The sequence below is a fragment of the Streptomyces sp. NPDC107528 genome, from assembly GCF_055639295.1.
This window is the reverse complement of sequence record NZ_JBVKAV010000004.1, coordinates 131,644-157,869: the sequence shown is the minus strand read 5'-3', so window position 1 is coordinate 157,869 and position 26,226 is coordinate 131,644. Positions and strand designations below refer to the sequence as shown.

26 protein-coding genes are annotated in these 26,226 nt (G+C 71.4%); 22 read left to right on the top strand and 4 right to left on the bottom strand.

Going from position 1 to position 26,226, the window contains the following annotated elements; all coding sequences use genetic code 11:
* Nucleotides 1-313 precede the first annotated feature (313 nt).
* The 10 genes from ACZ7L5_RS14325 to kynU all read left to right on the top strand — a co-directional run bounded on the left by ACZ7L5_RS14325 (nt 314) and on the right by kynU (nt 10,804).
* The gene (locus ACZ7L5_RS14325) at nt 314-883 is read left to right on the top strand and encodes a DUF2617 family protein (protein WP_328880299.1); all 570 of its coding nucleotides are present in this window, start codon (nt 314-316) and stop codon (nt 881-883) included.
* A 92-nt stretch (nt 884-975) separates the two neighbouring features.
* Nucleotides 976-2,619 carry a polyamine aminopropyltransferase gene (locus tag ACZ7L5_RS14320; protein WP_471516872.1) on the top strand — a complete coding sequence of 548 codons (1,644 nt, stop codon included), beginning with the start codon at nt 976-978 and terminating at the stop codon, nt 2,617-2,619.
* A gap of 99 nt (nt 2,620-2,718) precedes the next feature.
* Nucleotides 2,719-3,636, top strand: a complete 918-nt coding sequence (locus ACZ7L5_RS14315; protein ID WP_471516871.1) for an SRPBCC family protein — start codon at nt 2,719-2,721, stop codon at nt 3,634-3,636.
* A gap of 240 nt (nt 3,637-3,876) precedes the next feature.
* Complete coding sequence (locus ACZ7L5_RS14310) at nt 3,877-4,665, top strand: aldose epimerase family protein (RefSeq protein WP_471516870.1); 789 nt, start codon at nt 3,877-3,879, stop codon at nt 4,663-4,665.
* Nucleotides 4,666-4,675: 10 nt separating this feature from the next.
* Entirely contained in the window at nt 4,676-5,224 is a 549-nt protein-coding gene (pyrE, locus tag ACZ7L5_RS14305; protein ID WP_471516869.1) for an orotate phosphoribosyltransferase, read from the top strand.
* A gap of 178 nt (nt 5,225-5,402) precedes the next feature.
* Nucleotides 5,403-6,425, top strand: a complete 1,023-nt coding sequence (gene fbaA, locus ACZ7L5_RS14300) for a class II fructose-bisphosphate aldolase (protein WP_471516868.1) — start codon at nt 5,403-5,405, stop codon at nt 6,423-6,425.
* Nucleotides 6,426-6,483: 58 nt separating this feature from the next.
* The gene (locus ACZ7L5_RS14295; RefSeq protein ID WP_471516867.1) at nt 6,484-7,971 is read left to right on the top strand and encodes an MFS transporter; all 1,488 of its coding nucleotides are present in this window, start codon (nt 6,484-6,486) and stop codon (nt 7,969-7,971) included.
* 207 nt (nt 7,972-8,178) lie between these two features.
* A complete protein-coding gene (locus tag ACZ7L5_RS14290) occupies nt 8,179-8,592 on the top strand; it encodes a DUF3151 domain-containing protein (RefSeq protein ID WP_328425366.1) in 414 nt (137 codons plus the stop codon).
* 153 nt (nt 8,593-8,745) lie between these two features.
* Nucleotides 8,746-9,606, top strand: coding sequence for a tryptophan 2,3-dioxygenase family protein (locus ACZ7L5_RS14285; protein ID WP_365056087.1), 861 nt, complete (start codon nt 8,746-8,748; stop codon nt 9,604-9,606).
* Complete coding sequence (gene kynU / locus ACZ7L5_RS14280) at nt 9,599-10,804, top strand: kynureninase (protein ID WP_471516866.1); 1,206 nt, start codon at nt 9,599-9,601, stop codon at nt 10,802-10,804. The genes ACZ7L5_RS14285 and kynU overlap by 8 nt, the downstream gene beginning before the upstream one ends.
* A 28-nt stretch (nt 10,805-10,832) precedes the next feature.
* On the opposite strand, the gene ACZ7L5_RS14275 is transcribed toward kynU, so the two are convergent.
* Nucleotides 10,833-11,096, bottom strand: coding sequence for a GntR family transcriptional regulator (locus ACZ7L5_RS14275; RefSeq protein WP_471516865.1), 264 nt, complete (start codon nt 11,094-11,096; stop codon nt 10,833-10,835).
* Nucleotides 11,097-11,243: 147 nt separating this feature from the next.
* On the opposite strand from ACZ7L5_RS14275, the gene ACZ7L5_RS14270 reads away from it, so the two are divergent.
* The 3 genes from ACZ7L5_RS14270 (at nt 11,244) to ACZ7L5_RS14260 (ending at nt 12,694) form a co-directional block, all read left to right on the top strand.
* Nucleotides 11,244-11,558 carry a hypothetical protein gene (locus ACZ7L5_RS14270; protein WP_471516864.1) on the top strand — a complete coding sequence of 105 codons (315 nt, stop codon included), beginning with the start codon at nt 11,244-11,246 and terminating at the stop codon, nt 11,556-11,558.
* A complete protein-coding gene (locus tag ACZ7L5_RS14265) occupies nt 11,555-11,806 on the top strand; it encodes a hypothetical protein (protein WP_471516863.1) in 252 nt (83 codons plus the stop codon). The genes ACZ7L5_RS14270 and ACZ7L5_RS14265 overlap by 4 nt, the downstream gene beginning before the upstream one ends.
* Before the next feature lie 264 nt (nt 11,807-12,070).
* A complete protein-coding gene (locus ACZ7L5_RS14260) occupies nt 12,071-12,694 on the top strand; it encodes a hypothetical protein (protein WP_471516862.1) in 624 nt (207 codons plus the stop codon).
* A 34-nt stretch (nt 12,695-12,728) separates the two neighbouring features.
* On the opposite strand, the gene ACZ7L5_RS14255 is transcribed toward ACZ7L5_RS14260, so the two are convergent.
* A complete protein-coding gene (locus ACZ7L5_RS14255) occupies nt 12,729-13,337 on the bottom strand; it encodes a TetR/AcrR family transcriptional regulator (RefSeq protein ID WP_471516861.1) in 609 nt (202 codons plus the stop codon).
* Between the two features lie 207 nt (nt 13,338-13,544).
* Here ACZ7L5_RS14255 and ACZ7L5_RS14250 point away from each other — a divergent pair, with 207 nt between their 5' ends.
* The 9 genes from ACZ7L5_RS14250 to ACZ7L5_RS14210 all read left to right on the top strand — a co-directional run bounded on the left by ACZ7L5_RS14250 (nt 13,545) and on the right by ACZ7L5_RS14210 (nt 23,607).
* On the top strand, nt 13,545-14,423 hold the full coding sequence (locus ACZ7L5_RS14250; protein WP_471516860.1) for an alpha/beta hydrolase: 879 nt from the start codon (nt 13,545-13,547) through the stop codon (nt 14,421-14,423).
* Nucleotides 14,424-14,651: 228 nt separating this feature from the next.
* Nucleotides 14,652-15,863 carry an alpha/beta hydrolase gene (locus tag ACZ7L5_RS14245; protein ID WP_471516859.1) on the top strand — a complete coding sequence of 404 codons (1,212 nt, stop codon included), beginning with the start codon at nt 14,652-14,654 and terminating at the stop codon, nt 15,861-15,863.
* Nucleotides 15,856-17,097, top strand: a complete 1,242-nt coding sequence (locus tag ACZ7L5_RS14240; protein ID WP_471516858.1) for an acyltransferase family protein — start codon at nt 15,856-15,858, stop codon at nt 17,095-17,097. The genes ACZ7L5_RS14245 and ACZ7L5_RS14240 overlap by 8 nt, the downstream gene beginning before the upstream one ends.
* A 337-nt stretch (nt 17,098-17,434) precedes the next feature.
* Entirely contained in the window at nt 17,435-18,847 is a 1,413-nt protein-coding gene (locus ACZ7L5_RS14235; protein WP_471516857.1) for a sensor histidine kinase, read from the top strand.
* Entirely contained in the window at nt 18,844-19,518 is a 675-nt protein-coding gene (locus ACZ7L5_RS14230; protein ID WP_363033828.1) for a response regulator transcription factor, read from the top strand. Before ACZ7L5_RS14235 ends, ACZ7L5_RS14230 begins: the two co-directional genes overlap by 4 nt.
* A gap of 133 nt (nt 19,519-19,651) precedes the next feature.
* Nucleotides 19,652-20,992 carry a sensor histidine kinase gene (locus tag ACZ7L5_RS14225; RefSeq protein WP_471516856.1) on the top strand — a complete coding sequence of 447 codons (1,341 nt, stop codon included), beginning with the start codon at nt 19,652-19,654 and terminating at the stop codon, nt 20,990-20,992.
* Nucleotides 20,989-21,654: a response regulator transcription factor gene (locus ACZ7L5_RS14220; protein WP_363033824.1), complete on the top strand. Its 666-nt coding sequence runs from the start codon at nt 20,989-20,991 to the stop codon at nt 21,652-21,654. The genes ACZ7L5_RS14225 and ACZ7L5_RS14220 overlap by 4 nt, the downstream gene beginning before the upstream one ends.
* 47 nt (nt 21,655-21,701) lie before the next feature.
* Nucleotides 21,702-22,922 carry a cytochrome P450 gene (locus tag ACZ7L5_RS14215; RefSeq protein ID WP_471516855.1) on the top strand — a complete coding sequence of 407 codons (1,221 nt, stop codon included), beginning with the start codon at nt 21,702-21,704 and terminating at the stop codon, nt 22,920-22,922.
* 88 nt (nt 22,923-23,010) lie between these two features.
* On the top strand, nt 23,011-23,607 hold the full coding sequence (locus ACZ7L5_RS14210) for a Uma2 family endonuclease (protein WP_471516854.1): 597 nt from the start codon (nt 23,011-23,013) through the stop codon (nt 23,605-23,607).
* Nucleotides 23,608-23,613: 6 nt separating this feature from the next.
* On the opposite strand, the gene ACZ7L5_RS14205 is transcribed toward ACZ7L5_RS14210, so the two are convergent.
* Together ACZ7L5_RS14205 and ACZ7L5_RS14200 are read right to left on the bottom strand one after the other, a co-directional pair.
* Nucleotides 23,614-25,236, bottom strand: coding sequence for an ABC transporter permease (locus tag ACZ7L5_RS14205; protein WP_471516853.1), 1,623 nt, complete (start codon nt 25,234-25,236; stop codon nt 23,614-23,616).
* On the bottom strand, nt 25,233-26,153 hold the full coding sequence (locus ACZ7L5_RS14200; RefSeq protein WP_471516852.1) for an ABC transporter ATP-binding protein: 921 nt from the start codon (nt 26,151-26,153) through the stop codon (nt 25,233-25,235). Before ACZ7L5_RS14200 ends, ACZ7L5_RS14205 begins: the two co-directional genes overlap by 4 nt.
* Nucleotides 26,154-26,226 lie beyond the last annotated feature (73 nt).

The window sequence follows — 26,226 nt, the reverse complement described above, 5'->3', positions numbered from 1 at the left end:
GGACCGGCCCCGCTTTCGTGTTCCACGCCCGCGCACCGGCGCGCGCCTCGCCCCCGGAGGCGTGCGCCGGAGTTGAACAGTTGAGCTGATAAGCCCTCTGAGGGATGGAAACCCTACGAACTTGGGTAAAAACGCTGTGGCGGCGCCACACTTCATGATTCCCTGAAAATCACCAACGCAGCCCCTCGGACGTCCCGCGGACACCCCTTCTGACCGGCCGACTGGGCTGACCGGGTCGACCCGGTGTCGGCCGGGGTGCGCCGCCGGCGACCGAAACCTCCCCTTTTTCTTTGCGTGCTTGCGGAGCCGACCCATGCTCACGACCCTGAACACCGCCTACACCGACACGCGCGCGACCGACCTCGCCTGGGCCCTGGGGCGGGAGCCGCTGCCCGCGCTGGCCACACTCGACCTCGAACTGACCGGGACGAAACTCCAGTTGCGACTGCTCGGCGCGTCCCACCAGGTACTGCTGGAGGAGGAGCGGGGCATCTGCTCGGAGACGGTGGCCTGCATGCCCGGCAGCAGTACGCCCCTTCCGCTCGGCGTGGCCAAGCGGGCGGGCGACTGGGAGTACGAGTTCGCGGCCCGGGTGGAGGTCCTGTCCCCGGGTCAGTTCGCGGGCCGTGCACAGGAGTTGCTGGCCCTGGTCTCCGACCACCCGCACGGCCTCGCCGGCGTCTTCCCCGGCAGTCCGCACGCCTTCACCGCGATGCTGGCCCAGCACCACGAGGGTCAGGTGCACTGGCGGACCTGGCACGCGTACCCGCAGGACGGGCAGTTGGTGGCGACGCGTACGAGGGTGGGGGTGAGGGCGGTGGCGGTCACGCTCAGACCCCGGTCCAGGCAGTCCAACCGGCAGTCCAGCCCGTCCGGCGCTTGAGCCCCCAGCGGCGGCGACGCAAACGTCCCGCACCTCAACAACACACGTGTGGGTGACGTAGCGTGCCGCAGGCGTAACGTACCGTCGGCAACGTGATCGAGCCGCACGCCCCCGCCCCGCCCGGCACAACACCGCCCTGGGGTGGCCCCGCACGGCTTCCGGTCCGGCCGGGGACCGGGCGGTTCCTCGTCCTCGCGGGCGTCTTCGTCTGTGCTGCCTGCGGACTCGTGTACGAACTCGAACTCGTCGCCCTCGCCTCCTACTTGATCGGCGACTCGGTCACCCAGGCCTCCGTCGTACTGTCCGTCATGGTCTTCGCGATGGGCATCGGCTCCCTCGCCGCCAAACGCCTGCGCCCGTACGCCGCGGCCGGTTTCGGCGCCATCGAGGCCTTACTCGCCCTCGTCGGCGGGTGCAGCGCGTTCGCGCTCTACGCCGTCTTCGCCTGGACCGGCGACTGGGGCGGCCTGTGGGTCAACGGCCCCCGCTGTCTCCTCGTCGCCTTCTCCCTCACCATCGGCCTGCTGATCGGCGCCGAAGTGCCGCTGCTGATGGAGCTGATCCAGCGCATCCGGCGCCAGGACGCGGGCGGCGCGGTGGCCGACCTGTTCGCCGCGGACTACGTCGGCGCGCTCGTCGGCGGCCTCGCGTTCCCCTTCCTTCTGCTGCCCCTGCTGGGCCAGTTGACCTCCGCGCTGATCACCGGCGCCGTCAACGCCGTCGTGGGCGGCGCGCTGGTCCTCGGCCTGTTCCGCGGGGACCTCAGCCGCCGCGCCCGGTGGCTGCTGGTGATCGCCAACGTCGCCGTCCTCGGCGTGCTCGCCTCGGCCGCCGTACTCGTCGACGACTTCGAACGGGCGGCACGGCACGCGGTGTACGGGCGGGACGTCCGCGTGGCACTCCATACGGACCTTCAGGAGGTCGTCATCACCGGCGGCACGCACGGCCGCCCCCTGAATCTCTTCCTCGACGGCCGCCTGCGGGTCAGCGGCCAGGACGAACGCCGCTACCACGAGGCGCTGGTCCACCCCGTGATGAGCGGCGAGCGCTCGCGCGTGCTGATCCTCGGTGGCGGGGACGGGCTGGCGGCGCGCGAAGTGCTGCGCCATCCCGGGGTGGACCGGGTCGACGTCGTCGAAGCCGACGCCGAGTTGGTGAGTCTGGCGCGCCGGGATCCTCCGCTGTCCGGCCTCAATGACCACTCCTACGACGACAGCCGCGTCCACGTCATGACGAGCGACGCGTTCCGCTGGCTGCGGGCGGCGCCGCCGGCGACGTACGACGTCGTCATCTCGGACCTGCCCGACCCCGGCATCACCGCCAGTACGAAGCTGTACTCGCAGGAGTTCTACGGCCTCGCCCGGCGCGCCCTGACCCCGCACGGCCGCCTGGCCGTCCATGCCGGCCCGGTCTCCTCCCGGCCCCGCGTCTTCTGGACGGTCGACACGACACTGCGCGCCGCGGGCCTGCGGACAGCCCCGTACTGCGTCCGAGGCCGCGGCTCCGGTTTTGCGGCGGGCCCCGACCGCTCGGCCGGCCCGACGCGGGCGCCGCACGACTGGGGGTTCATCCTGGCGGGCCGGGGCGAGCGTCCGGCGCTGCGGCTCGGGGCGGGGGAAGGGGTGCCGCGGCCCGGGACGCTGACGCGGGAGGGGCTGGCGGCGGATGCGCGGGCGGCCCAGGGGACGCGGGTCGGGGGGCTGGGGGCGTCGACGTTGGTGCATCCGCGGTACTGAGGGGCGGGGCGGGGAGGGTACGCCCGGCGGGAGGGCTCGTGGTGAGAATCCTCGGATGTGTGGGTGCGGTTCACGCCATGCTGGGTAGGCTCGGTCCCCATGGAGCATGAGGTGTTCGTTCCGGTTGCGGCCGAGCGGCTCAGGGCGGTGCTGGCCGATCCCGTACGGGTTGCCCGGGCGGTCCCCGGGCTCCAGCAGGACGCCGGGGCCGAGCCCGTTGCCGGGCGGCTGAAGGTGCGCGTCGGTGGTCACACGATCACGTATCGGGGCGCCGTGCGGGTGTCTGCGCGGGAGGGCGGCGACGGGGCCGGTGCCGGTGACGGTGCGTCCGCCTTCGCCGTCGAGGGCGAGGCGACCGAGGTGCGGGGCAGCGGGGTGGTGAAGCTCGCGCTGACGGTGTCGGTGCTCGAGTCCGAGGGTGGGGCCACCGTGAGGTTCGCGGGGACCGCTTCGGCGGACGGGCGGGTGGCCGAGTTCTCGGCGGAGGCCGTCGGCTCTGCTGTGGGTCGGTTGCTGAACCGTCTTGGTGAGCAGTTGGGGGTTGTCGCGGGGGAGGAAGCGCGTGCCTCCGAGGATCCGGAGGGCTTGGCTCCTGGGGAGTTCGAGACTCGGGTGACCAGTGACTTCGAGACGACGCCGGATGCGGATGATGCTGCGGCGCCTGAGCCTGCGCCTGCGTCTTCGTCGGCTCAGGGGTCGGATGCCGGGGACGGTGAGGAGGAGGCGTCCGTCTTTGACGCCGAGGTTCCGCCGCCGGCGCTCGAACCGGAGGCCGAGGCCGACGCCGAGGCTGGGGACGGTGAGGCTCCCGTGGCCGAGGCGGCTCATGCTCGGCGGACGATGATCGGGCGTAGCGCGGAGGAAGTGGATCACGCGCCGCCGCGGGGGCGGTATGCGCCGGTGCCCGCGCCGCAGACTGTCGTGCCGGGTTCTACGTTGCGGTGGGCTGCTCCGGCGGCGGCGTTGGTGTTGGCATCGGCGATTGTGGTGGGGCGGGCGTTGCGGCGGCGCCGGTAAGGGTGTCTTTCGCCTCCGCCGCCCCTGCCCTTCCCGTCCTTCGGGGGCTGCCGCCCCCTCGACCCCGCCTTCTGGGGGAGCTGCCGCCCCCAGACCCCCGCTGTCGGCCTGAACGGCCTCGTCCTCGAGCTCCCCCAGAGGGGGCACCCCCGGACGGACAGAATTGCCTGGACCGGCGTCGAGAGGCGATAGCCACCTTCCCGGTCCAGGAGAGTTGATCGTCCCAGTAGGGTCGTCCCCGTGAGTAACGAACACATCACGCTGACCGCGGGTGACGCGGAGGTGGACGTGCTGCCGGGGAACGGTGGGCGGGTCGGGGGGCTTCGGGTCGCGGGGACGGAGTTGTTGCGGCAGGGGGAGCGGTTCGGGTGTTTTCCGATGGTTCCCTGGTGCGGGCGGATCCGTGACGGGCGGTTCCTGGACGGTGCCGTCCTGCGGCAGATGCCGCTGAGCGCCCCGCCGCACGCCATCCACGGCACGGTCCGCGACGGTGCCTGGAAGGTGGCCCGGGTCGCCGGTGACGAGGCCGTCATCACGTACGACCTGGTCGAGCCCTGGCCCTACTCCGGCCGGGTCACCCATGTCATCGCGCTCACCCCGGACAGCCTCAGCCTCACCATGTCCGTCGAGACGTACGAGACGTCCTTTCCGGCCCAGATCGGCTGGCACCCCTGGTTCAACCGGAACCTCGGCGGAGAGGACGCCCAACTCGAATTCGCTCCCGCCTGGCAGGAAGAGCGTGGTGACGATCATCTGCCGACCGGGAATCGGATCGACCCCCAGCCCGGCCCCTGGGACGACTGCTTCGGGATGCCCGGCGGTGTCGACGTCACGCTCACCTGGCCGGGGCAGCTGGAGCTGAAGGTGGCCAGTCGCGAGGAATGGGTCGTCCTGTACGACGAGCAGGAGGCCGCCGTCTGTGTCGAGCCGCAGACCGGGCCGCCCAACGGCCTGAACACCCTGCCCCGCCTGGTCACGCCCCTGGAGCCGCTGGAGGCTGCGACCGTCTGGAGCTGGCGGCGCCTCTAAGCTGGGCGGCATGACTGACGTACGTGGCGCGCTGTTGCAGCAGATCAAGGACAAGGCCGTGGTGCACGGCAAGGTGACCCTGTCTTCGGGGCTGGAAGCCGACTACTACGTCGATCTTCGGCGCATCACCCTCGACGGGGAGGCCGCTCCGCTGGTCGGGCAGGTGCTGCTCGACCTGACCGCGGAGCTGCAGTTCGACGCGGTGGGCGGGCTCACCATGGGCGCCGACCCCGTCGCCGGCGCGATGCTGCACGCCGCCGCCGCGCGCGGGAAGCGGCTGGACGCCTTCGTCGTGCGGAAGGCCGCCAAGGCGCACGGGCTGCAGCGGCAGGTCGAGGGGCCGGACATCGCGGGGCGGCGGGTGCTCGTCGTCGAGGACACCTCCACCACCGGCGGCTCGCCGCTCACCGCCGTCGAGGCCGTGCGCGCGGCGGGCGCCGAGGTCGTCGCCGTCGCGACGATCGTCGACCGGGCCACCGGTGCCGCCGAGAAGATCCAGGAGGGTGCGGGTGTGCCGTACCTGTTCGCGTTCTCCAAGGACGAGTTGGGGCTCGACTGACGTCCGTCCCGGCGGACGTCCGTCTCGGCTGCTGACAGGCGCTCGGAGCATCCCGGTTCGTCATGGAAAGATGGCCCCGGCGATGCCGACGATGACGTCGCAATCGAGGTCTAGGTCAGGGCCGTAAAGAAGAACGCAGTACGCAGCACGTCAACCCGCACACTCAAGGAGCGGACAGATGCCCATCGCAACCCCCGAGGTCTACAACGAGATGCTCGACCGGGCGAAGGCAGGCAAGTTCGCCTACCCGGCCATCAATGTGACCTCCTCCCAGACCCTGCACGCGGCCCTGCGCGGCTTCGCGGAGGCGGAGAGCGACGGCATCATCCAGATCTCCACGGGTGGTGCGGAGTTCCTCGGCGGCCAGCACAGCAAGGACATGGTCACCGGCGCCGTCGCCCTGGCCGAGTTCGCGCACATCGTCGCCAAGAAGTACGACATCACCGTCGCCCTGCACACCGACCACTGCCCGAAGGACAAGCTCGACGGGTACGTACGCCCGCTGCTCGCCGTGTCCGAGGAGCGTGTCGCGCGTGGTGAGAACCCGCTGTTCCAGTCGCACATGTGGGACGGTTCGGCCGAGACCCTCGCCGACAACCTGTCCATCGCGCAGGAGCTGCTGGAGCGCGCCCGCGCCGCGAAGATCATCCTCGAGGTCGAGATCACCCCGACCGGTGGCGAGGAGGACGGCGTCTCGCACGAGATCAACGACTCGCTGTACACGACCGTCGACGACGCCTTCCGTACGGTCGAGGCGCTCGGCCTCGGCGAGAAGGGGCGCTACCTGCTCGCCGCCTCCTTCGGCAACGTCCACGGTGTGTACAAGCCGGGCAACGTCGTGCTCCGCCCCGAGCTGCTGAAGGAGCTGAACGACGGCGTCGCCGCCAAGTACGGCAAGGCGTCCCCGTTCGACTTCGTCTTCCACGGCGGCTCCGGCTCCTCCGCCGAGGAGATCGCGACCGCGCTGGAGAACGGCGTCGTCAAGATGAACATCGACACCGACACGCAGTACGCCTTCACGCGTCCGGTGGCGGCCCACATGTTCCAGAACTACGACGGTGTCCTGAAGGTCGACGGCGAGGTCGGCAACAAGAAGACCTACGACCCGCGCACCTGGGGCAAGCTGGCCGAGGCGAGCATGGCCGCGCGCGTGACGGAGGCCTGCTCGAACCTGCGCTCCACCGGCACGAAGATCAAGTAGCCGTACGCATGCAGCGAGCCCGGTGCTACGGCACCGGGCTCGCTGTATACCTGGGGTCATGCCCGACGTCCGGATGGCCTCCCCGCAAGGCAAGTGGATCCTGCTCACCACGGTCCTCGGCTCAAGCATGGCGATGCTGGACTCGACCGTCGTCAACGTCGCCCTCCCCCGGATCGGCGAGGACCTGGACGCGAACCTGTCCGCCCTCCAGTGGACGGTCAACGCGTACACCCTCGCCCTCGCCGGTCTGATCCTCCTCGGCGGTTCCCTGGGCGACCGCTACGGCCGCCGCAAGATCTTCGTCATCGGTGTCGTCTGGTTCGCCGCGGCCTCGCTGCTGTGCGGGCTCGCCCCGAACGCCGGTTTCCTCATCGCCGCGCGGACCTTTCAGGGCATCGGGGGCGCGCTTCTCACCCCCGGCTCCCTCGCACTGATCCAGGCGTCCTTCCACCCCGACGACCGGGCCCGGGCGGTGGGCCTGTGGTCCGGTTTCGGCGGTATCGGTGCGGCCATCGGCCCGTTCCTGGGCGGCTGGCTGGTCGACGGCCCCGGCTGGCGCTGGGTCTTCCTGCTCAATGTCCCGCTGGCGCTGCTGTGCGTCCCCATCGCCCTGCGCCACGTCCCCGAGTCCGGCGGCGAGTCCAAGCACGGCCGCTTCGACGTGCTCGGCGCGGCCCTCGGAGCGCTGTCCCTCGCGCTGGTGACGTACTCGTTGATCGAGGCCCGCGACGGGTCCCTGGTCATCGCCGTCACAGCGGTCGCGGGCGTCGCCGCCGGGATCGCCTTCCTGTACGTCGAGAAACGGCGGCCCGACCCGATGATGCCGCTCGACATCTTCGCGTCCCGCCAGTTCAGCGCGGTCAACCTGGTCACCGTGTGCGTGTACGCGGCCCTCGGCGGCTTCTTCTTCCTGGCCGCGCTCCAGCTCCAGGTCGTCTCCGGCTACTCGGCCCTGCAGGCCGGTACGGCACTGCTGCCGACGACCGTGCTGATGCTGCTGTTCTCCGCCCGGTCCGGCGCCCTGGCCGACAAGATCGGGCCGCGCATCCCGCTCACCGTCGGGCCACTGGTGAGTGCGGCCGGCCTGCTGCTGATGCTGCGCGTCGGCCCGGACGCCTCGTACGTCGCCGACGTACTGCCCGCCGTCTTCGTCTTCGGCCTCGGCCTGGTCACCCTGGTCGCGCCGCTGACCGCCACCGTCCTCGCCTCCGTGAACGTCGCCCGCGCGGGCCTGGCCAGCGGCATCAACAACGCGGCGGCCCGAGCGGCGGGCCTGATCGCGGTGGCCGCACTGCCACTGCTCGCCGGCATGAGCGAGGAGGCGTACCGGTCGCCGGACGCCTTCGACAGCGCGTTCGGACGGGCGATGCTGTGGTGTGCCGGGACCCTGGTCGTCGGCTCGGCCATCGCCTTCGCGACGGTACGCACCCTGCCCCCGGACTGCCGCAAACCGGAATGCCTCCACCACGGCTCGATCACTTCGCCGCCGCTGGAGGGGGTGCGGAGCAGGTCCGGGTTGGCGGGGGAGGGGGAAGGGGACGGCTAGGCGCCGGTCCAGGCGATTCAGCCTGTCCGGCGTTTGAGGACGACGCCCGTTCAGGGCCGAAGCGGGGGTCTGGGGGCCGCAGGCCCCCGGATGCGGGCGAAGGGACGGGGGCGAAGGGCGGCAGCTCCTGGCGGACGGGAGGGCAGGGGCGGCGGGGGCGCAAGACACGGCACCCACCGGGCCCGGCGATGGCCCACACTTGAACCCATGGCCATTCACGAAAACCTTCTCGGGGGCCCGCCCCCGACCCACCTCCCCGACGACCCCGAGCCGCGCGAGCTCCTCGCCGGTGGCACCGCCCCCGCGGACGTCGCAGCGAAGTACCCCACCTCCTCCCTGGCCTGGGCTCAGCTGGCCGACGAGGCCTTCGAGCGCGGCAGCGTCGTGGAGTCGTACGCCTACGCCCGTACGGGCTATCACCGCGGCCTGGACGCCCTGCGCCGCAGCGGCTGGAAGGGCCACGGCCCGGTCCCCTGGGAGCACGAGCCGAACCGCGGCTTCCTGCGCGCCCTGCACGCCCTCGCCCGCGCCGCTGGGACGATCGGCGAGCAGGAGGAGTACGAGCGCTGCTCACAGTTCCTGAAGGACTCCTCGCCGACGGCGGCCCAGACCCTGGGCTAGCCGCCGCGCCCCCCCGTCGCGGGGCCCGCCGGTGTGACGAGGGCGGGCCTTGCGATGCGGGGGGACATCCCTGAGGATGCCGGGTGGGGACCGGGGCCCCTTTGTCGATAACGGCAGGGCGGACCGCTACCCGAAGTTACACAGGAGACAGCAATGTCCCAGCAGGCTCACCGGTCCGCGGAGACATCCCCGGAGACTCAAGAGCCCGAGACCCCGAATCTCGACTTCGCAGGCACGACGCCGTACGAGGACTACGTCAAGGCGGACGTGCTCACCCACCTCCAGCACACCCTCTCCGACGACCCCGGAGAGATGGTCTTCCTGGTCACGACCCAGGTCATGGAGCTGTGGTTCACCGTCATCGTCCACGAGTGGGAGACCGCGGCGCGCGCCCTGCGCGAGGACCGCCCGGCCGTGGCGATCGACGCCCTGAAGCGTTCGGTGCGGGAACTGGACGCCCTGAACTCCTCCTGGAAGCCGCTCGGCCAGCTCACGCCGGCCCAGTTCAACTCGTACCGCAGCGCCCTCGGCGAGGGCTCCGGTTTCCAGTCGGCGATGTACCGCCGGATGGAGTTCCTGCTCGCCGAGAAGTCCGCGTCCATGCTGGTCCCGCACCGCGGCGCCCCCCGCGTCCACGCGGAACTGGAGAAGGCGCTGCACGAGCCGAGCCTCTACGACGAGGTGCTGCGCTACCTCGCCCGGCACGGCTGCGCGATCCCGCAGGCCGTCCTGAAGCGTGACGTGTCCCAGAAGTACGAGCCCTCCCCCGCGGTCGAGGCGGCCTGGACCGCGATCTACGCCGGCGACCAGAACTCCGAGCTCGCCCGCCTGGGCGAGGCTCTGACCGACGTCGCCGAACTGGTGTGGCGCTGGCGCAACGACCACCTGGTCGCCACCCGCCGCGCGATGGGCGCCAAGGCGGGCACGGGCGGCTCGGCCGGCGTGGCCTGGCTGGAGAAGCGGGCGCAGAAGAACGTCTTCCCGGAGCTGTGGACGGCGAGGTCCCATGTCTGAGTTCGCCGAACTCGCCGTCAAGGCCGAGAAGCTCGACGCGACCGACGAACTCGCGGGAAAGCGGGCGGAGTTCGTGCTCGACGAGGTCGTCTACCTCGACGGCAACTCGCTGGGCGCCCTGCCGTCGAACGTGCCGGGGCGGGTCGAGGACGTCGTACTGCGGCAGTGGGGGCGGATGCGCATCCGTTCCTGGGACGAGAGCGGCTGGTGGACCGCGCCGGAGCGGATCGGCGACCGGATCGCCCCGCTGGTCGGCGCGGCGCCGGGCCAGATCGTGGTCGGCGACTCGACAAGTGTCAACGTCTTCAAGGCACTTGTGGCCGCCGTGCGGATGGCGGAGTCCGCCGGTCCCGGCCGGGACGAGATCCTGGTCGACGCGACGACCTTCCCCACGGACGGCTACATCGCCGAGTCGGCGGCCCGGATGACCGGCCGTACGCTACGGCCGGTGACGCCCGCCGAGGTGCCGGCGGCCCTGTCCGGCCGTACCGCCGCGGTCCTCCTCAACCACGTCGACTACCGCACGGGCCGGCTGCACGACCTGCCGGCCCTCACCGCCGCCGTGCACGCGGCGGGCGCGATCGCCGTGTGGGACCTGTGCCACAGCGCGGGCGCGCTGCCCGTAGGACTCGACGAGCACGGGGTCGACCTGGCGGTGGGCTGCACGTACAAGTACCTGAACGGCGGCCCGGGTTCACCGGCGTATCTGTACGTACGCCACGATCTCCAGGACCGCTTCGACTCCCCGCTCCCCGGCTGGAACTCGCACGCCGAGCCCTTCGGGATGCGTCCCGCCTACGAGCCGGCCTCCGGCGCCCTGCGCGGCCGGGTCGGCACGCCGGACATCCTCTCCATGCTCGCCCTGGAGGCGGCCCTGGAGGTCTGGGACGGTGTGACGGTGGAGGCGGTGCGGGCCAAGTCGCTGGCGCTGACGGACTTCTTCCTGGAGTGCGTCGGGGCGTATGTGGGGCAGGGGCGCGTCGAGTCGCTGACCCCGGTGGCCCATGACGAACGCGGCAGCCAGGTGGCCCTGCGGTGCGAGAACGCCGGGGAGGTCATGCGGCGGCTGATCGAGCGAGGGGTCGTGGGCGACTTCCGGCAGCCCGACGTGCTGCGGTTCGGATTCACGCCGCTGTACGTGGGGTTCGCGGAGGTGGAACGGGCGGCTCGGGTGCTGGGGGCGCTGCTGCCGGGGTAGCGGTTCGGTGAGGGGGCGGTGGTTTCGGTTATGTGGAGGACGCGAGGGTTTCGGAGGAGGGCGGCAGGGGGTCGACCACGAACGTCCCCAGCCCGACTTCGCCTCGCGTCCAGCCCTCTTCGCGCACATGTCGCATGGCCTTCGCCGCCGTAGCGTTCACCACGGCGAACTCCTGGGCGATCTCCAAAGTGGACGGCACGCGGCTGCCTGGTGGATAGGTGCCGTCCTTGATGCGCCGGATGATCTCCGCTGCGATCTGCCGCCAGAGCGGACGTGTGCGATCAAGCTCCATGCGTATAACCGTGGATGACCATGGCTTTCCATGCATCCGTGGTTATCTACGGTTATCTACGGGTATCGTGAGACCGACATGCAACAGCCCCGGCGGGAAGCGGCTACTTCCTCACCGGGGCCTGAGCCGACTGATAGGAGTCGACCTGTGCGCAGCCTACTGGCCGCCATCCTGAACCTCTTCCTGCCCGCCCGCGGAACCCACCGCGCCGTCACCCCGCCACCGCCCCTCCCTTCCTGCCCGCCCGCTCCCGTGCACAGCCCCGCACCTCCGCGCCCGCACCGGCCGCCACACCAGGGCGTCATCAATGCCGACGGTCTGCCCCTGGTCCGGTCGTACGTCGTCGTGTGGGAACGCGAGCGCGACGACCTTGAGCGGCGACGCCTTCGGCGGGCGCGCAGCCGGACGGCGGCCCGCGCCGCCTTCGGCGTGGACTGCTTCCCGTGGGAGGCCGCCGTATGAGCACCTCGCGTCTCCGCAGCCTCGGCGTCGACCCGATCACCGGCAAGGAGGCCTTGGCGAGCACGCGCTCCGACGGTCTCCTCGAAGCGCTGGCCGACGCGCAAGCCCTCAAGGCCGCCACGGTCCTGCTGACGGTCGTGGGTGCCGTACTGGAGGCGGGTAAGGCGTCGGACACCGAACTCGCCGCCTTCGTACCTCCGTTGTACGCCGCGTTGGAGGAATGCGTCGGCATCATGGCGGCGGACTGAGGCCTGACGTAGCGGCCGGCGGTCGGCCCTTGGTGGCCCACGGGCCGACCGCCCATGCTGCCCCTTCCTTTTGTCGCCGACCGGGTTCATCTAGCGCGACGTCCGGTCAACTGGTGGAATGTGAGACTTAGTTGGGACATCGCGACTTAAGGAGTCCGAGGCATGGCGACAGATGCCCCCGACGGGCCGGAGCCGGCGGCAGACGTACGTGGGCAGCGAGTCCTCGACCTCCTGGACAAGGCGATCGACCTCCAGACCCCACTGGTGCGCAAGAACATCGCCCGAGCTCGCCAGCGGAACCCGGAGGCGACACCGGCACAGGTGATCCGCAACCTGGAGCGGATGTATGTCAGCGCTTTGGCCGGGACGGGTGCCGCGGTGGGAGGAACCGCGGCCGCGCCCGGTGTCGGCACGGGCCTCGCGCTGGCACTGTCGGCAGGCGAGGCCCTCTCGTCTCTCGAGCTGAGCGCCCTCTTCGCGCTTTCGGTCGCCGAAGTCCACGGAGTCCCCATCGACGAGGTCGAACGTCGCCGAACGATCGTGATGGGAATCATGCTGGGCGGGAGCGGTTCCACCACCATCACCAAGGTCGCCGAGCGCACGGGGCAACACTGGGGACGCCAGGTCGTCGCCAAGGTGCCGGTCGAGACGTTGCGCCAGATCAACAAGATCCTGGGGAAGAACTTCGTCACGAAGTACGGGACCAAGCAGGGAATCATCGTTCTCGGCCGAGTTGCGCCGTTCGGCATCGGCGCCATGATCGGTGGTGGCGCCAATGCCGCCCTCGCCACTCTGGCGGTGAGGGCCGCTCGTCGCGCATTCGGTCCGCCCCCGACGGCGTGGCCGCCGCAGCCGCTACCGGAAGCGCTGATCCCGGAGGGGGTCTGAGCCAGGAGTTTCCCTCGTCAGGGAGGGGAGGATGTCAACCTTCCCCGGCGTACACCCCCGCCACGGCAGCCGCGTGCGCGGCCCGCGCTGCGCGCTCCGCGGCGGGGGCGTCGGGGATCACCCCGGTCGTCAGCAACTGGTAGTAAAGGGGCGCCGACACCGCCCGTACGACTGCCGTCGCGTCCGTACCGGCGGGCAACTCCCCCCTGGCGACGCCCTGTTCCACGCACGGCGCCCACTCCGCCACCCGCATCTCGTAGAACCGGCGGAGCGCATGCGCCGTACGTTCGTCGCAGGTCGCCGCGGCGATGACGGCACGGAACAGGGCGCCCTGCCGGGGATCGGCCAGCGTCCGCTGCACCAGCGCCGCGTTGGCGAGCAGGTCGCCCAGCACCGACCCGGTGTCCTCGCGCGGCAGCGACTGCTCGGCCATGTCGGCGAGTAGGTCGGCCACCAGCCCGGTCACCGAGCCCCAGCGCCGGTACACGGTGGTCTTGCCGACCTCGGCCCGGCGGGCGACGTCGGCGAGGTCGAGACCGTCGAAACCCTGCTCCGCCAGGACGTCCCCGGCCGCCCGCAGCACGGCCTCACGGACACGCGCGGTACGCCCTCCGGGACGTACGGTGCCGGGCTCGGCGGACATATGGGCCTCCTTGGTGCGCGTACGAGCGGCGACCACGATGTCCGACCAGCGTAACGGAACAATGGAACCGTTTACCCTTCACCCTGCGTGACATCCCCGTGTTCACGCACGTCACCTCCCTGATACCGTCCCCGCCAACGGCCGAATTCCCACGTGGTCCGCCACTCCGCTTTCGTCCAAATCCGTTTCGTCGCTGAGAGGTTGAGCATGCCGGACGACGTCGCAGCAGCCCGGGCCGCCGCCGAAGAGGAGTCCGCCTTCTCCCACCCGCCCGTCGACCCCGACGCCATCGCCTCGTACGGCGACCACCCCGACCAGGTGATCGACTTCTATGCGCCGCGCGGCGAGGCCGTTCCGGGCGACCTGGCTCCGCTGGTCGTCGTACTGCACGGCGGGGCATGGCGGGCTCCGTACGACCGGCGGCACGTCACGCCGTTCGCCGGCTTCCTGGCGCGGCGCGGGTTCGCCGTGGCCAATGTGGAGTACCGGCGGGGGGCGGCGGATTCCGGTACGGGTGCCCCGGTCGCCGGACGCTGGCCGGACACGTTCGACGACGTCGCCGCCGCGCTGGACGCGATGCCCGCTCTCCTGCGGGAGATGCTCCCGCAGGCCGACCCGCGCCGGACCGTGGTCACCGGCCACTCGGCCGGCGGTCACCTCGCCCTCTGGGTGGCGGCCCGCCATGTCCTGCCCGCGGACGCCCCCTGGCGCACCGGCCGCCCCGCGCCCCTGCGGGGTGTCGTCGCGCTGGCCCCGATCGCCGACTTCGCGGTCGCCGACAAGCTGGACGTCTGTGGCGGAGCGGCGCAACAACTCCTCGGCGGGGGAGTGGAGTTCGCCGAGCGTCAGCCGTACGCCGACCCCGCGCTCCTGCTCCCGACGGGCATCGCGACGACGCTCGTCCAGGGCCGGACGGACGTCGTGGTCCCGCAGGCGGTCGCCGAGTCGTACGCGGACGCGGCGGCGAAGGCGGGGGAAGTGATCGGTCTGACGCTGCTGGAGGATGTCGGCCACTTCCCGCTGATCGACCCTGCGGCGGATGCCTGCGCGGTGGTGGCGGAGGAGATCGCGCAGCTGGCGTGGTGAGTTCGCAGGTGCCCCCTCACCTGCGCGTATCCCGTCACCCGCACCTGTCCCGTCACCCGCACGCGCCCCGCCCGGAGCGGCCCTGAATGGAGGGCCCCTTCATACCCGTAGTACCTGAGAGCTACATCGCAGGTGAGCTCCATGGCATGACGCGGACGACAAGTCCGGATCCGTAACTTCCCTTCCAGGCAGGCCCGATGGCCGGGCGGACTGGAAGGGATGACGACCATGGGGCGTACGCCGGGGGCAGCGGGGGCGAGCTCGTCGGGCAGGGTGGGTGAACCGGGCGGGCGGGCCGAGTCGAGCGAGTCGGCCGACTCGGGCGGGCCGGGCGAACGGAGTGCGCCGACCGAGCCGAGCGGGCCGACCGAGCCGACCGAGCCGACCGAGACGAGTGGGTCTCGGGGGACGAAGAAGGCTCGCCGCACGCACAGACTGCGCCGGGCGCTGCTCGCCACCCTGATCACCGGTGCCGTGGTCGCCCCGCTGGCCGGTGCGGCACGGCCCGAGATACCCGCTCCGAAGCCGGCCGCCCTCGCGCCGGTCACGGCGGCGACGCTGGACGAGGCGTATGCGGCCAACCGCGCCAACGCCGCCGAGGCGTCCCGCATGGCCGCGGCCAACGGCAGCCGTGAACGCGCCGCCGCGGACCGTGCGATGGCGGACCCGTCCCGTCACTTCCTCACCTTCGACGGCCGCGGCCCCGGCCTCGCGACGGAGGTCTTCGGCGACCTGGCGCACGCCGACCGCATCGCCGTCCTGGTCCCCGGCTCCGACACGTCCATCGAGACCTACGGCCGTTTCCGCAACGCCGCCCGCGCCCTGCACGAACGGCTCACCCGGGAGGCCCCCCAGGGCACGCGCACCGCGGTGGTGGCCTGGCTCGGCTACGAGACGCCGGGCACGATCAGCGCCACGGTCGCCACGGCGGGACGGGCCGAGGAGGCGGCGCCGAAGCTGCGGGAGTTCGTACGGCAACTGCGCGCCATCCCGGACCGCACGCCGAGCGCGGGCGGCGCGTCGAGCATGAGCGGCGCGTCGAAAGGGTCGGCCGAAGAGAAGCCGCACGTCTCCCTCCTCTGCCACTCCTACGGTTCGGTGGTCTGCGGCCGTGCGGCCTCCGGCCTCGATGTGGACGACATCGCCCTGATAGGCAGCCCAGGCACCGGCGTCGACACCGCGGGCGCCCTGCACACCGCGGCCCGCGTCTGGGCGGCCCGCGGCGGTGACGACTGGGTGGCCGAGGTCCCGCACGTCAGGTTCGACCTGCTCGGCACGACCGTCGGTTTCGGCACCGACCCGATGTCGCCGTCCTTCGGTGCCCGGGTCTTCGCGGCGGGCGACGGCGGCCACAGCGACTACTTCAGGCCCGGCACGACGTCCCTGACGAACCTGACCCGCATCGTCCTGGGCGAGACCTCGGAGGTGACCCATGGCTGAGTCCACTGTCGCTGGGCGTCCGCGCGTCGCCTGGCGGGGCATACCGGAGGGCATCCGGCGGGGCGCCGCTCGCGTCGACGCCGTCACCCCCGTCGAACGGGACCGGGCGGTCGACGCCCTGCGCGCCTTCGCCATCCTCGGCGTCGTGCTCGGCCACTGGCTGGTGACGGCACTGGTGGCGGAGGGCGGGTCCGGCCTGCGCACCGCGAGCCCGCTCCAGCACCTGCCCTGGCTGGCCCCGATCTCCTGGGCCTTCCAGACTCTCGCCGTGTTCTTCCTGGTCGGCGGCCATGTGGCGACCCGCGGCTACACCTCCGCCCGAGCGCGTGGCACGACGTACGGACAGTGGCTGAGGTCCCGACTGTCCCGCCTGTTCAAACCGGTGGCGGCCGTCCTCACCCTGTGGACGGTGACGTCGCTCCTGCTGCTGCTCTCGGGCACGGACATCGACACCATCCGCACCCTGGTCAAACTGGCCCTGTCCCCCTTGTGGTTCCTGCTGGTCTTCGCGGCGCTGACGGCGGTGACGCCCCTCCTCCTGCGCCTGAACCCCCTGTGGCCCCTGGCCGTCGTCCTCCATGTGGACCTCCTGCGCTTCGGCCTGGGCGGCCCCGCGTGGCTCGGCTGGGTGAACGTGGCGGCCGGCTGGCTGGTGCCGTTCAGCCTGGGCTCGGCGTGGACCCGGGGTGAGCTGGAGCGTCGCCGCGCGGGCTGGATCCTGCTGACGGCCGGCGCGGCGGCGACGGCGGCGCTGGTCGCCTGGGCGGGCTACCCCGCGTCCATGGTCGGGGTGCCCGGCGCCGGCATCTCCAACCTCAACCCACCGACCCTGGCCGCCGTCACCTTCGGCCTGGCCCAGTGCGGCCTGGCGCTGCTCCTGCGCGAGCCACTGCGCCGCACGATGCGGCGCCCCCTGGCCTGGGCGGCGGTGGCCCTGCTCAACCTCTCCGCGATGACGATCTTCCTCTGGCACCAGACGGCCCTGATGGCCACCACAGCCACGGGCCTCCTGGCAGGCCACCTCCCCGGCCTGCACACCCTCCCCGCCAACCTCACCTGGGTGGCGGCCCGCCTGGCATGGCTCCCGGTGTTCACCCTGGTCCTGGCGGCCTGCTGGACGACATTCCGCCTGTACGAACAGGGCCCGCGCCGCCCCAAGGGCCGCACCTCCAGGGTGATCCGCTCCAACCCCACCCCACAGAACGAGAAACCGAAGGCCCGTCACCATGCCTAGTGTTGACCCCGTGAACGAGGAGGAGAGGCCGAGGGCCGCCGAGGGGGAGCGGGGTTCGCGGGGGTCGGCTTCGGGGGCCGTGGGGGCTGACCGTGGGGGCTCCTTGCAGGAGCCGGCCGCTACGGCTGACGGCGAGGGTGCCTCGGCGGTGGCACCCGCAGCGCCTGACGGCGGCCACGCCTCGCACGGGCCGCGCGCAGCGGCCGACGTGGGGGTTGCCTCGCACGTGCCACCCGCAGCCGCCGATGGCGAGATCGCCCCACTGGGGCCTCCCGCAGCCGACGACGATGCCCGCACGGTCGGTGCGGGTGGGAGCACAAACGCGGCCGAAGGCCGCGTGCCCACTCCCACCCCCACCCCGGCACCCGCACCCGCACCCACACCCACACCCGCACCCGCACCCACACCCGCACCCAGGAAACGAACGCTCGCCACCGACCTCCGCAAACCCTTCGGGAGAACCTGGCTCCGCTGGCTGACCATCCTCCTCACCACCTGGATCGCCCTCGGCGTCTCCCTGGCCGGCGGCAACGAAATCAGCGAGAGCTACGACCTGAGCACGGCCGACGGCCTGATCGCCGGCTTCGCCCAAGGCATCACCCTGTGCCTGGCCCTGTGGCGCCCGGGCAGAGCCTGGGCTCTCAGCCTGACGGCCACATTCATCACCGCCATGGTCGCCCGCCCCCACCTCACCGAACTCCCAGCCCCCGCCCCAGCCCCCAACTGGCCCTGGAGCACCCCAGAAGTCATCGCCCACGCCGGCGTACTCCTGCTCCTGGCCCTTCGCGTCCCCACCCGCAGAGCCGTCGCGGCCCTCGCGGTGTCGGCCCTGGCCACCTTCGCCCTCCAGGGCCAGTTGGGCGGCACGAAGTACTCCGGCACGGGCGCCGCGGCGGTCGCCGTCTTCGCCATCGCCGTCGTCGTCGGCACCGCCCTGCGCGGCCGCAAGGAGGCCCGCACCCAACTCGTCGTGCAGGAGACGCTCACCGCGGAGGAACGAGCCCACCGCACCCTGCTGGAGGAGCGCAGCCGTATCGCCCGTGAGCTGCACGACGTGGTCGCCCACCACATGTCGGTCATCTCCATCCAGGCCCAGGTAGCCCCCCACCTCGTCGAGAACCCGTCCGACGAGCTCAAGGAAAACCTCGACGGCATCCGGCAGAACGCCCTGGAGGCGCTCACCGAACTCCGCCGCGTCCTGGGAGTCCTGCGCTCGGAACACCCCGACGCCCCGGACAACCTGGCAGCGGCCGGCACAGGCACCGGATCGGCAAGCGCCCCGCACGCCCCGCAACCCACCCTCGACCGGCTCGACGCGCTCGTGGAGAACACCCGGGCCGCCGGCCTGACCGTGACCCTCGACGTCACCGGCGAGCGCCGCCCGCTGCAGCCCGGCCTGGAGCTGTCGGCGTACCGGATCGTGCAGGAGGCGCTGAGCAACGTACTGCGCCACGCCCCCGGCGCGACCGCCCGCGTCGAAGTCGTGCACGAGCGCAGCGGCCTGACCGTGTGGGTCGCCAACTCGCGGCCGGAGCGCCCGGCGCCGCCGTCGCCGGGCGCGGGGCACGGGCTGCTCGGCATGCGGGAGCGGGCCGCGATGCTCGGCGGCGCCCTGTCGGCGCACCCGTCGCCGGACGGCGGCTACCTGGTGAGCGCCTATCTGCCCGCGTACCCGCGTCTCGACGGCCTCGGCTACGTTCCCCAGGATCCGCATCACGCCCCCGCCCCGGACAAGGACGGCACCGCATGACGAGCAGCCCCATCCGCGTACTCATCGCCGACGACCAGCAGATGGTCCGGCAGGGTTTCACCGTGCTGCTCAACACCAAGCCCGACATCGACGTGATCGGCCAGGCGGTCGACGGCCTGGACGCGGTCACGAAGGTCGCCGACCTGCTCCCCGACGTCGTGCTGATGGACATCCGCATGCCCGAACTCGGAGGCATCGAGGCCACCCGCCGTATCACCGCCGCGACCCCGCAGATCAAGGTGCTGGTGCTGACCACGTTCGACCTCGACGAGTACGTGTACGAGGCACTGCACGCGGGCGCCTCGGGCTTCCTCCTCAAGGACGCCTCCGCGGACCAGCTGGCGGAGGCGGTCCGGGTCGTGGCGGCCGGTGATGCCCTCCTCGCGCCCGGCATCACCCGGCGGCTGATCGTCGAGTTCTCCCGCCTGGTCAAGCGGCCCCGCGCACCACTCAAGGAACGTGTCGGCGACCTGACCGAACGCGAGACGGAGGTCCTCGCGCTGATCGCGCAGGGGCTGTCGAACGCGGAGATCGCCGAGCGCCTCGTCGTGGCCGAGCAGACCGTGAAGACCCACGTGGGCCGCATCCTGGTGAAGCTGGGGCTGCGGGACCGTACGCAGGCGGCGGTGTTCGCGTACGAATCGGGGTTGGTGCGGCCCGCAGGATACTGAGCGGGCCGCGGCCCACGGACCACCCGCATCCGGCCTCGACCAGCAGCGATACCCGTAGTACCTGAGATGGACCTGTGGGAACCCCTCTCACTGGGGACGACCGCGACACGGCCCTGCGCCTACCGTTCTGTACGTGACCGAGACGACTCAGATGCCGACCCCGCCGCCCGGGGACGGGGCCAAGACGCGCAGCCCCGAGTTCCGGCTGGCCGTGAACGCCGTGCAGGGGCTGCGCCAGGATCTGTTCCACGACGCCTTCGCCTACCGCCCGCTGGCCCGGATGAAGGTCGACGGCCCCGTGACCCGGCGGCTGCCCGGCCGCATGCGCGAGTACGCGACCTGGACACCGCACGCCGTGATCGCCACGATCGGCCTGCTCACACTCCTCATGTCCGCCGCCGACAACGACAGGGGCGCGCTGCTGCTCGGCCCGCTCGCCCTGATCCCGATCCTGCTGACCATGGTCCGGCCGGTCGGAGCGTTCTGGCTGTCGATGGCGGCCACCCCGGTCAGCCAGGTCTTCGGCAGTTCGTGGGACGGCTGGCCGTGGCTGCCCGCGACCTTCCTCTGCCATCTGACCGTGCTGACGGTCGTGGCCATACGCACCAGGCCCCGCACGGCCGCCTACATGTGGGTTGTCACCGCGGCGTACGCCTTCGCGGCGGACGTGCTGTTCGGGTCGCCCGGCTACTACGGCACGAACTCCGGCCCGATGCTGATCCTCTCCGCACTGATGCTGCTCGTCGTCGCCGTCTGGCACACGCGCAAGGAGGCCCGGCAGGAGGTCACCGCCCAGCAGACCGTGACCGCGCAGGAGCGCTCCAGGCGCACCCTGCTGGAGGAGCGCACGAACATCGCCCGGGAACTGCACGACGTGGTGGCCCACCACATGTCGGTCGTCGCCATCCAGGCGGAGGCCGCCCCCTACCGGGTGGAGAACCCTCCGCCGGAGCTGGAGCGGGCCTTCGTCACCATCCGGGAGAACGCGGTGGCGGCCCTCACCGAACTGCGCCGCGTCCTGGGCGTCGTCCGCGCCGAGGACTACGAGGCCCCGGACGCCCCGCAGCCCACGCTCGCCGACCTGGACGCGCTGCTGGCCAATGTGCGGGACGCGGGACTGAGCGTGGACAAGACGGTGATCGGCGCGGTCCGCGAGCTGCCGCCCGGTGTGGAGCTGTCGGCGTACCGGATCGTGCAGGAGGCGCTGAGCAACAGCCTGCGGCACGCGCCCGGCGCGAGCGCCCGGGTGGAGGTCGGATACGTTCTCGGTGGTCTCGGCCTGCGCATAGTCAACGGGCCGCCGCCCGCGCCGGCCCTCGTGAAGCCCTCGCCGGGTGCCGGGCACGGCATCACCGGGATGCGGGAGCGCGTCAGCATGCTGAACGGTGAGATGACGGCGGACCGGACGGAGGACGGCGGCTACGAGGTGGCCGTGTTCCTGCCGGTCGCCATGACGACAGAGGACGGCTCATGACCATCCGTGTGCTGATCGCGGACGACCAGATGATGGTGCGCGAGGGCTTCTCGGTCCTGCTGAACGCGATGCCGGACATCGAGGTCGTCGGCGAGGCGGTCAACGGACGGGAAGCGGTGGACCGGGTCCGCGAACTCACCCCGGACGTCGTGCTGATGGACATCCGCATGCCGGAGCTCAACGGCATCGAGGCGACCCGGGAGATCGTCGCGGCCGACGGCGCGGCGAAGGTGCTGGTGCTGACCACCTTCGACCTCGATGAATACGTGTACCAGGCGCTGCGCGCGGGAGCCTCCGGCTTCCTGCTGAAGGACGCCTCGGCTCGCCAACTCGCCGACGGGGTGAGGGTGGTGGCGGCCGGCGAAGCCCTTCTCGCCCCCTCCATCACACGGCGGCTGATCACGGAGTTCTCGAAGCTGTCCGACTCCCCGCGTCTGATGTCGTCCGCGCACGCGGCGTACGGGGATCTGACCGAGCGGGAGACGGAGGTGCTGGTGCTGATCGCGCAGGGCCTGTCGAACCAGGAGATAGCCGAGCGGCTGGTGGTCGCCGAGTCGACGATCAAGACCCACGTCAGCCGGATCCTGGTGAAGCTGGGCCTGCGGGACCGTACGCAGGCGGCGGTGTTCGCCTACGAGGCGCGGCTGGTCACGCCGGGCTGAGCGGACACCCCTGGTCAGGGAGGGGGAGGTGGGGCTAACGTCCGGGCATGGCAGCTCCTTCCGCCCTCGCGTTCGACCCGTGGGACCCGGCGTTCCTCGCCGACCCGTACCCCGCCTACGCAGAACTGCGGGACAGGGGCCGGGTGCACTGGTTCGAGCCCACGAACCAGTGGCTGGTCCCGCATCACGCGGACGTCTCGGCGTTGCTGCGCGACCGTCGCCTCGGCCGGACGTACCAGCACCGTTTCACCCACGAGGACTTCGGGCGGACGGCGCCGCCGCCGGAGCACGAGCCGTTCCACGTCCTGAACGACCACGGGATGCTCGATCTGGAGCCGCCGGACCACACCCGGATCCGCCGGCTGGTGTCGAAGGCGTTCACGCCGCGCACGGTGGAGCAGCTGAAGCCGTATGTGCAGGGGCTGGCGGGTGAGCTGGTGTCGGGGCTGGTCGAAGCGGGTGGCGGTGATCTGCTGACGGACGTCGCGGAGCCCCTGCCGGTCGCGGTGATCGCCGAGATGCTGGGGATTCCCGAGTCGGACCGGGCGCAGCTGCGGCCCTGGTCGGCGGACATCTGCGGGATGTACGAGCTGAACCCGTCCGAGGAGACGGCGACCAAGGCGGTCCGCGCCTCGGTCGAGTTCTCGGAGTACCTGCTGGAGCTGATCGCGGCCCGCCGCAAGGAGCCGGGCGACGACCTGATCTCGGGCCTGATCGCCGCGTACGACGAGGGCGACCGGCTCACCGAGCAGGAGATGATCTCGACGGCGGTCCTCCTGCTGAACGCCGGCCACGAGGCCACGGTGAACTCCACGGTCAACGGCTGGTGGGCGCTGTTCCGCAACCCCGACCAGCTGGCCGCCCTGCGCGCCGACCACTCCCTGATCCCCTCGGCGATCGAGGAGCTGATGCGTTACGACACCCCGCTGCAGCTCTTCGAGCGCTGGGTCCTGGACGACATCGAGATCGACGGCACGACGATCCCGCGCGGCGCGGAGATCGCCATGCTGTTCGGCTCCGCCAACCACGACGCGACGGTCTTCGAGACCCCGGCCGAGCTGGACCTCACCCGCAAGGAGAATCCGCACATCTCCTTCAGCGCCGGCATCCACTACTGCATCGGCGCCCCGCTGGCCCGCATCGAACTGGCCGCCTCGATGAGGGCCCTGCTGGAACAGGCCCCGACGCTTCGCCTGGCGGCGGAGCCGGAGCGCAAGCCGAATTTTGTGATCCGGGGGCTGGAGGGGTTGAGCGTCGAGGTGGGGTGATCACTCGACCGGCTGATCGCTGAGCGAATCCCGATCGAGGGTCGTCGGCGGCTCGTCAAGCTGGTGCCTGCCTACGAAGGGAGGCACCATGACGGTTATGGCAGAGCGTGCGTCGTCTCAGTTGTCGGTGGACATGTTCGAGCGGATCGCGGAATTCGCCGCTCGCGAGGACGAGACCGTCAGCTTCGAGTTCATCGGCGGACGGATCGGGGTCAGGAAAGTGACGAACGGCAGCCACGGCGAGATCGCGATGTGGTTGGTCTTCAAGTGCAAGCAAGCACGACCTGACCTCACCCTCTATACGACGAACCAGGGGCTGAAGGTCGAGGCGTACCGCAGGGGCCGGGCCCGACCCGACGCTCTGCTCGCGCCGGTGGGTTACTTCAACGGCCAGGGCGACTGGGCCAGGCCAGACGGCGTGTTGATGGCCGTCGAGATCACGTCGTACGACTCGGACACACACAACCGCGACCGTGTCGAGAAGCCCCGTGCATATGCCGAGGCAGGCATCCCCGTCTTCCTGCTGATCGACCGGGACAATCTCTCAGTCCTCGTGCACACCACCCCCGATCTGGAGGACGGTTACCGCGAGATCCACACGGTGCGGCTGGGGGGCAAGGTCACTCTCCCCGCCCCCGTAGGCATCGACCTCGACACCGAGGAACTCAAGCAGTACGTCGACTGATCCCCGTCAGGTCGTCATGTCCCGCCGCCGCAACCCCGCGAGCCCAGCGGCCACCAGGCCCGCCGCCAGTGCCAGAAGCACCAGCACCGGCCCCCACTCCATCCCCCCGCCCGGCAGCTTCGGCAGATGCCCGAACGGGGACAGGTCCAGGACCGCCTGCGGAACGTCGAGCGCCGGGCCCACCCAGCCGATCAGCAGCACCGCGCCGGCCACTCCCCACGCCGCCATCGCCGCTCGCGGCAGCACCCCGTACAGGAGGACCGCCAGGCCGCCGACGACCCAGACCGCGGGGAGTTGGACCAGGCAGGCGCCCAGGATCGGGCCGAGCTGTTCGCCGTAGCCGACGGCGAAGCCGAGGCCGGCCAGGAGCATGATCAGGGCCGAGCCGGCGAAGGCGATCACGAGGTGGCCGGCCGCCCAGCGCAGGCGGCCCACCGCGTTCGCGAGGATCGGTTCCGCACGCATCGACGTCTCCTCGCCGTGCAGCCGCAGGACGGATGCCACCACGTACAGGGCGGCGATCAGGCCGAGCATGCCGACCATCGAGGCGAGGAAGGCGTCGGTGATGCCGGACTGGCCGCCCATCCGCTGGAAGATCTCGCGGGCGTTGTCGTTGTCGCCGACCAGGTCGGCCACGCCGTCGGTGAGCCCGCCGTAGACGACCCCGGCGAGGAAGAAGCCGATGCTCCAGCCGAGCACGCTGCCGCGCTGGAGTCGCCACGCGAGCGCGCCCGCGGTGCCGAGGCGGCCGTCGGCCGGACCGGGCCGGGCGGGCAGGAAGCTCATGCCGACGTCCCGGCGCCCGGCGAGTTCGTAGGCCACCACGCCCTGGACGACGGTCGCCCCCGCGAACAGCAGCAGGACCCACCAGCGTTCGTGCGCGAACGGCCGCAGGTTCTCCAGCCAGCCCAGCGGTGACACCCACGTCAGCGCCGACGAACCGTCGTCCGACGCCGAGTCGCCCGCCGCGCGCAGCACGAACGCGGCGCCCACCAGCCCCGCCGTCAGCCCCCGTGCCAGCCGGGCGCTCTCCGTGAACTGGGCGACGACCGCCGCGAGCGTGGCGAAGACCATGCCGACCCCGGCGAGACCGAGCCCGAACGCCAGCGCGCCGGACGCGCCCTGGCCCGCGAGACCGGCGGTCACCAGCACCGCCAGTACGGCATTCGCGACCGCCGCCGTCAGCAGGGCCGCCGTCAGGGAGGCCCGCCGGCCCACCATCCCGGACGCCACCAGCTCCTGACGGCCGCTCTCCTCCTCGTCACGGGTGTGCCGTACGACGAGGAGCATGCTCAGCACGGCCGCGAGGGCGCCCGCGTACACGCCGACCCGCCAGGCCGTCAGGGCGCCGATCGAGTCGCCGAAGACGGGGCCGATCAAGGCGCGGAAGGAGGCGTTGGTGGCGGTGTCCTGCACCAGGTCGGCCCGGTCGGCCGGGGTGGCGTACAGGTTCTCCAGGGTGTTCGGCATGGAGAGGATCATCAGCGCGTTCACCGCCACCCAGACCGGGATCATCACCCGGTCGCGGCGCAGGGCGAAGCGCAACAGCGTGCCCGTGCCGGCGAGTTGGCGGGTGCCGCGGCCGGTCCGTACGGCGAAGTCCCCGGTCGTCGTGGTCGCCGTCGTCATCGGGTCACCTCGCTGATGTCGGCCTGGTAGTGCCGCAGGAACAGCTCCTCCAGCGTCGGCGGCGTCGAGGTCAGCGACCGTACGCCGGACTCGCTGAGCGACCTGAGGACGGCGTCGAGCTTGTCGGTGTCGACCTGGAGGCGGACGCGGTGGCCCTGACCCCTCTCCATTGACTGAAGGGCGAGGTCGTGGACTCCGGGCAGCTGCGCCAACCCGTTGGGCGGACCGACCAGTTCGGCCGTGACGCTGGTCCGCGTCAGATGGCGCAGGTCGGCCAGGGAGCCGCTCTCGACCGTACGGCCCTTGCGGATGATGCTGACCCGGTCGCAGAGTTCCTCGACCTCGCTGAGGATGTGCGAGGAGAGCAGGATCGTACGGCCGCGCTCGCGCTCCTCCTCGACGCAGCGCTGGAAGACCTCCTCCATCAGCGGGTCCAGGCCGGACGTCGGCTCGTCGAGGATCAGCAGGTCGACGTCGGAGGCGAACGCGGCGACGAGGGCGACCTTCTGGCGGTTGCCCTTGGAGTACGTGCGGCCCTTCTTCGTCGGGTCCAGCTCGAACCGCTCGACCAGCTCGGAGCGGCGCTGCTTGTCGAGGCCCCCGCGCAGCCGGCCGTACAGGTCGATGACCTCACCGCCGGACAGGTTCCGCCACAGCGTCACATCACCCGGCACGTACGCGATCCGGCTGTGCACCTCCACCGCGTCCGCCCAGGGGTCGCGGCCGAGTACCTGCGCGCCGCCCGAGTCGGCGCGCAGCAGGCCGAGCAGGACGCGGATGGTCGTCGACTTGCCGGCGCCGTTGGGGCCGAGGAAGCCGTGGACCTCGCCGGTCTCGACGTCCAGGTCGAGGCCGTCGAGTGCATGCGTCTTGCCGAACGACTTGTGCAGTCCGGAGACGGTGATTGCCTTCGTCATGCTTCAGAACGTACGCTTCTTTCAGAAATTTGTGAAGTTAAGGAAGCGTAGAAACCCTCGATAGGATGGGTGC

Coding starts and splice junctions, on each gene's coding strand:
- ACZ7L5_RS14325 (WP_328880299.1), top strand. CDS start 314: ATGCTCACGACCCTGAACACCGCCTACACCGACACGCGCGCGACCGAC.
- ACZ7L5_RS14315 (WP_471516871.1), top strand. CDS start 2,719: ATGGAGCATGAGGTGTTCGTTCCGGTTGCGGCCGAGCGGCTCAGGGCG.
- pyrE (WP_471516869.1), top strand. CDS start 4,676: ATGACTGACGTACGTGGCGCGCTGTTGCAGCAGATCAAGGACAAGGCC.
- fbaA (WP_471516868.1), top strand. CDS start 5,403: ATGCCCATCGCAACCCCCGAGGTCTACAACGAGATGCTCGACCGGGCG.
- ACZ7L5_RS14295 (WP_471516867.1), top strand. CDS start 6,484: ATGCCCGACGTCCGGATGGCCTCCCCGCAAGGCAAGTGGATCCTGCTC.
- ACZ7L5_RS14290 (WP_328425366.1), top strand. CDS start 8,179: ATGGCCATTCACGAAAACCTTCTCGGGGGCCCGCCCCCGACCCACCTC.
- ACZ7L5_RS14285 (WP_365056087.1), top strand. CDS start 8,746: ATGTCCCAGCAGGCTCACCGGTCCGCGGAGACATCCCCGGAGACTCAA.
- kynU (WP_471516866.1), top strand. CDS start 9,599: ATGTCTGAGTTCGCCGAACTCGCCGTCAAGGCCGAGAAGCTCGACGCG.
- ACZ7L5_RS14275 (WP_471516865.1), bottom strand. CDS start 11,096: ATGGAGCTTGATCGCACACGTCCGCTCTGGCGGCAGATCGCAGCGGAG.
- ACZ7L5_RS14265 (WP_471516863.1), top strand. CDS start 11,555: ATGAGCACCTCGCGTCTCCGCAGCCTCGGCGTCGACCCGATCACCGGC.
- ACZ7L5_RS14255 (WP_471516861.1), bottom strand. CDS start 13,337: ATGTCCGCCGAGCCCGGCACCGTACGTCCCGGAGGGCGTACCGCGCGT.
- ACZ7L5_RS14250 (WP_471516860.1), top strand. CDS start 13,545: ATGCCGGACGACGTCGCAGCAGCCCGGGCCGCCGCCGAAGAGGAGTCC.
- ACZ7L5_RS14245 (WP_471516859.1), top strand. CDS start 14,652: ATGGGGCGTACGCCGGGGGCAGCGGGGGCGAGCTCGTCGGGCAGGGTG.
- ACZ7L5_RS14240 (WP_471516858.1), top strand. CDS start 15,856: ATGGCTGAGTCCACTGTCGCTGGGCGTCCGCGCGTCGCCTGGCGGGGC.
- ACZ7L5_RS14230 (WP_363033828.1), top strand. CDS start 18,844: ATGACGAGCAGCCCCATCCGCGTACTCATCGCCGACGACCAGCAGATG.
- ACZ7L5_RS14220 (WP_363033824.1), top strand. CDS start 20,989: ATGACCATCCGTGTGCTGATCGCGGACGACCAGATGATGGTGCGCGAG.
- ACZ7L5_RS14215 (WP_471516855.1), top strand. CDS start 21,702: ATGGCAGCTCCTTCCGCCCTCGCGTTCGACCCGTGGGACCCGGCGTTC.
- ACZ7L5_RS14210 (WP_471516854.1), top strand. CDS start 23,011: ATGACGGTTATGGCAGAGCGTGCGTCGTCTCAGTTGTCGGTGGACATG.
- ACZ7L5_RS14205 (WP_471516853.1), bottom strand. CDS start 25,236: ATGACGACGGCGACCACGACGACCGGGGACTTCGCCGTACGGACCGGC.
- ACZ7L5_RS14200 (WP_471516852.1), bottom strand. CDS start 26,153: ATGACGAAGGCAATCACCGTCTCCGGACTGCACAAGTCGTTCGGCAAG.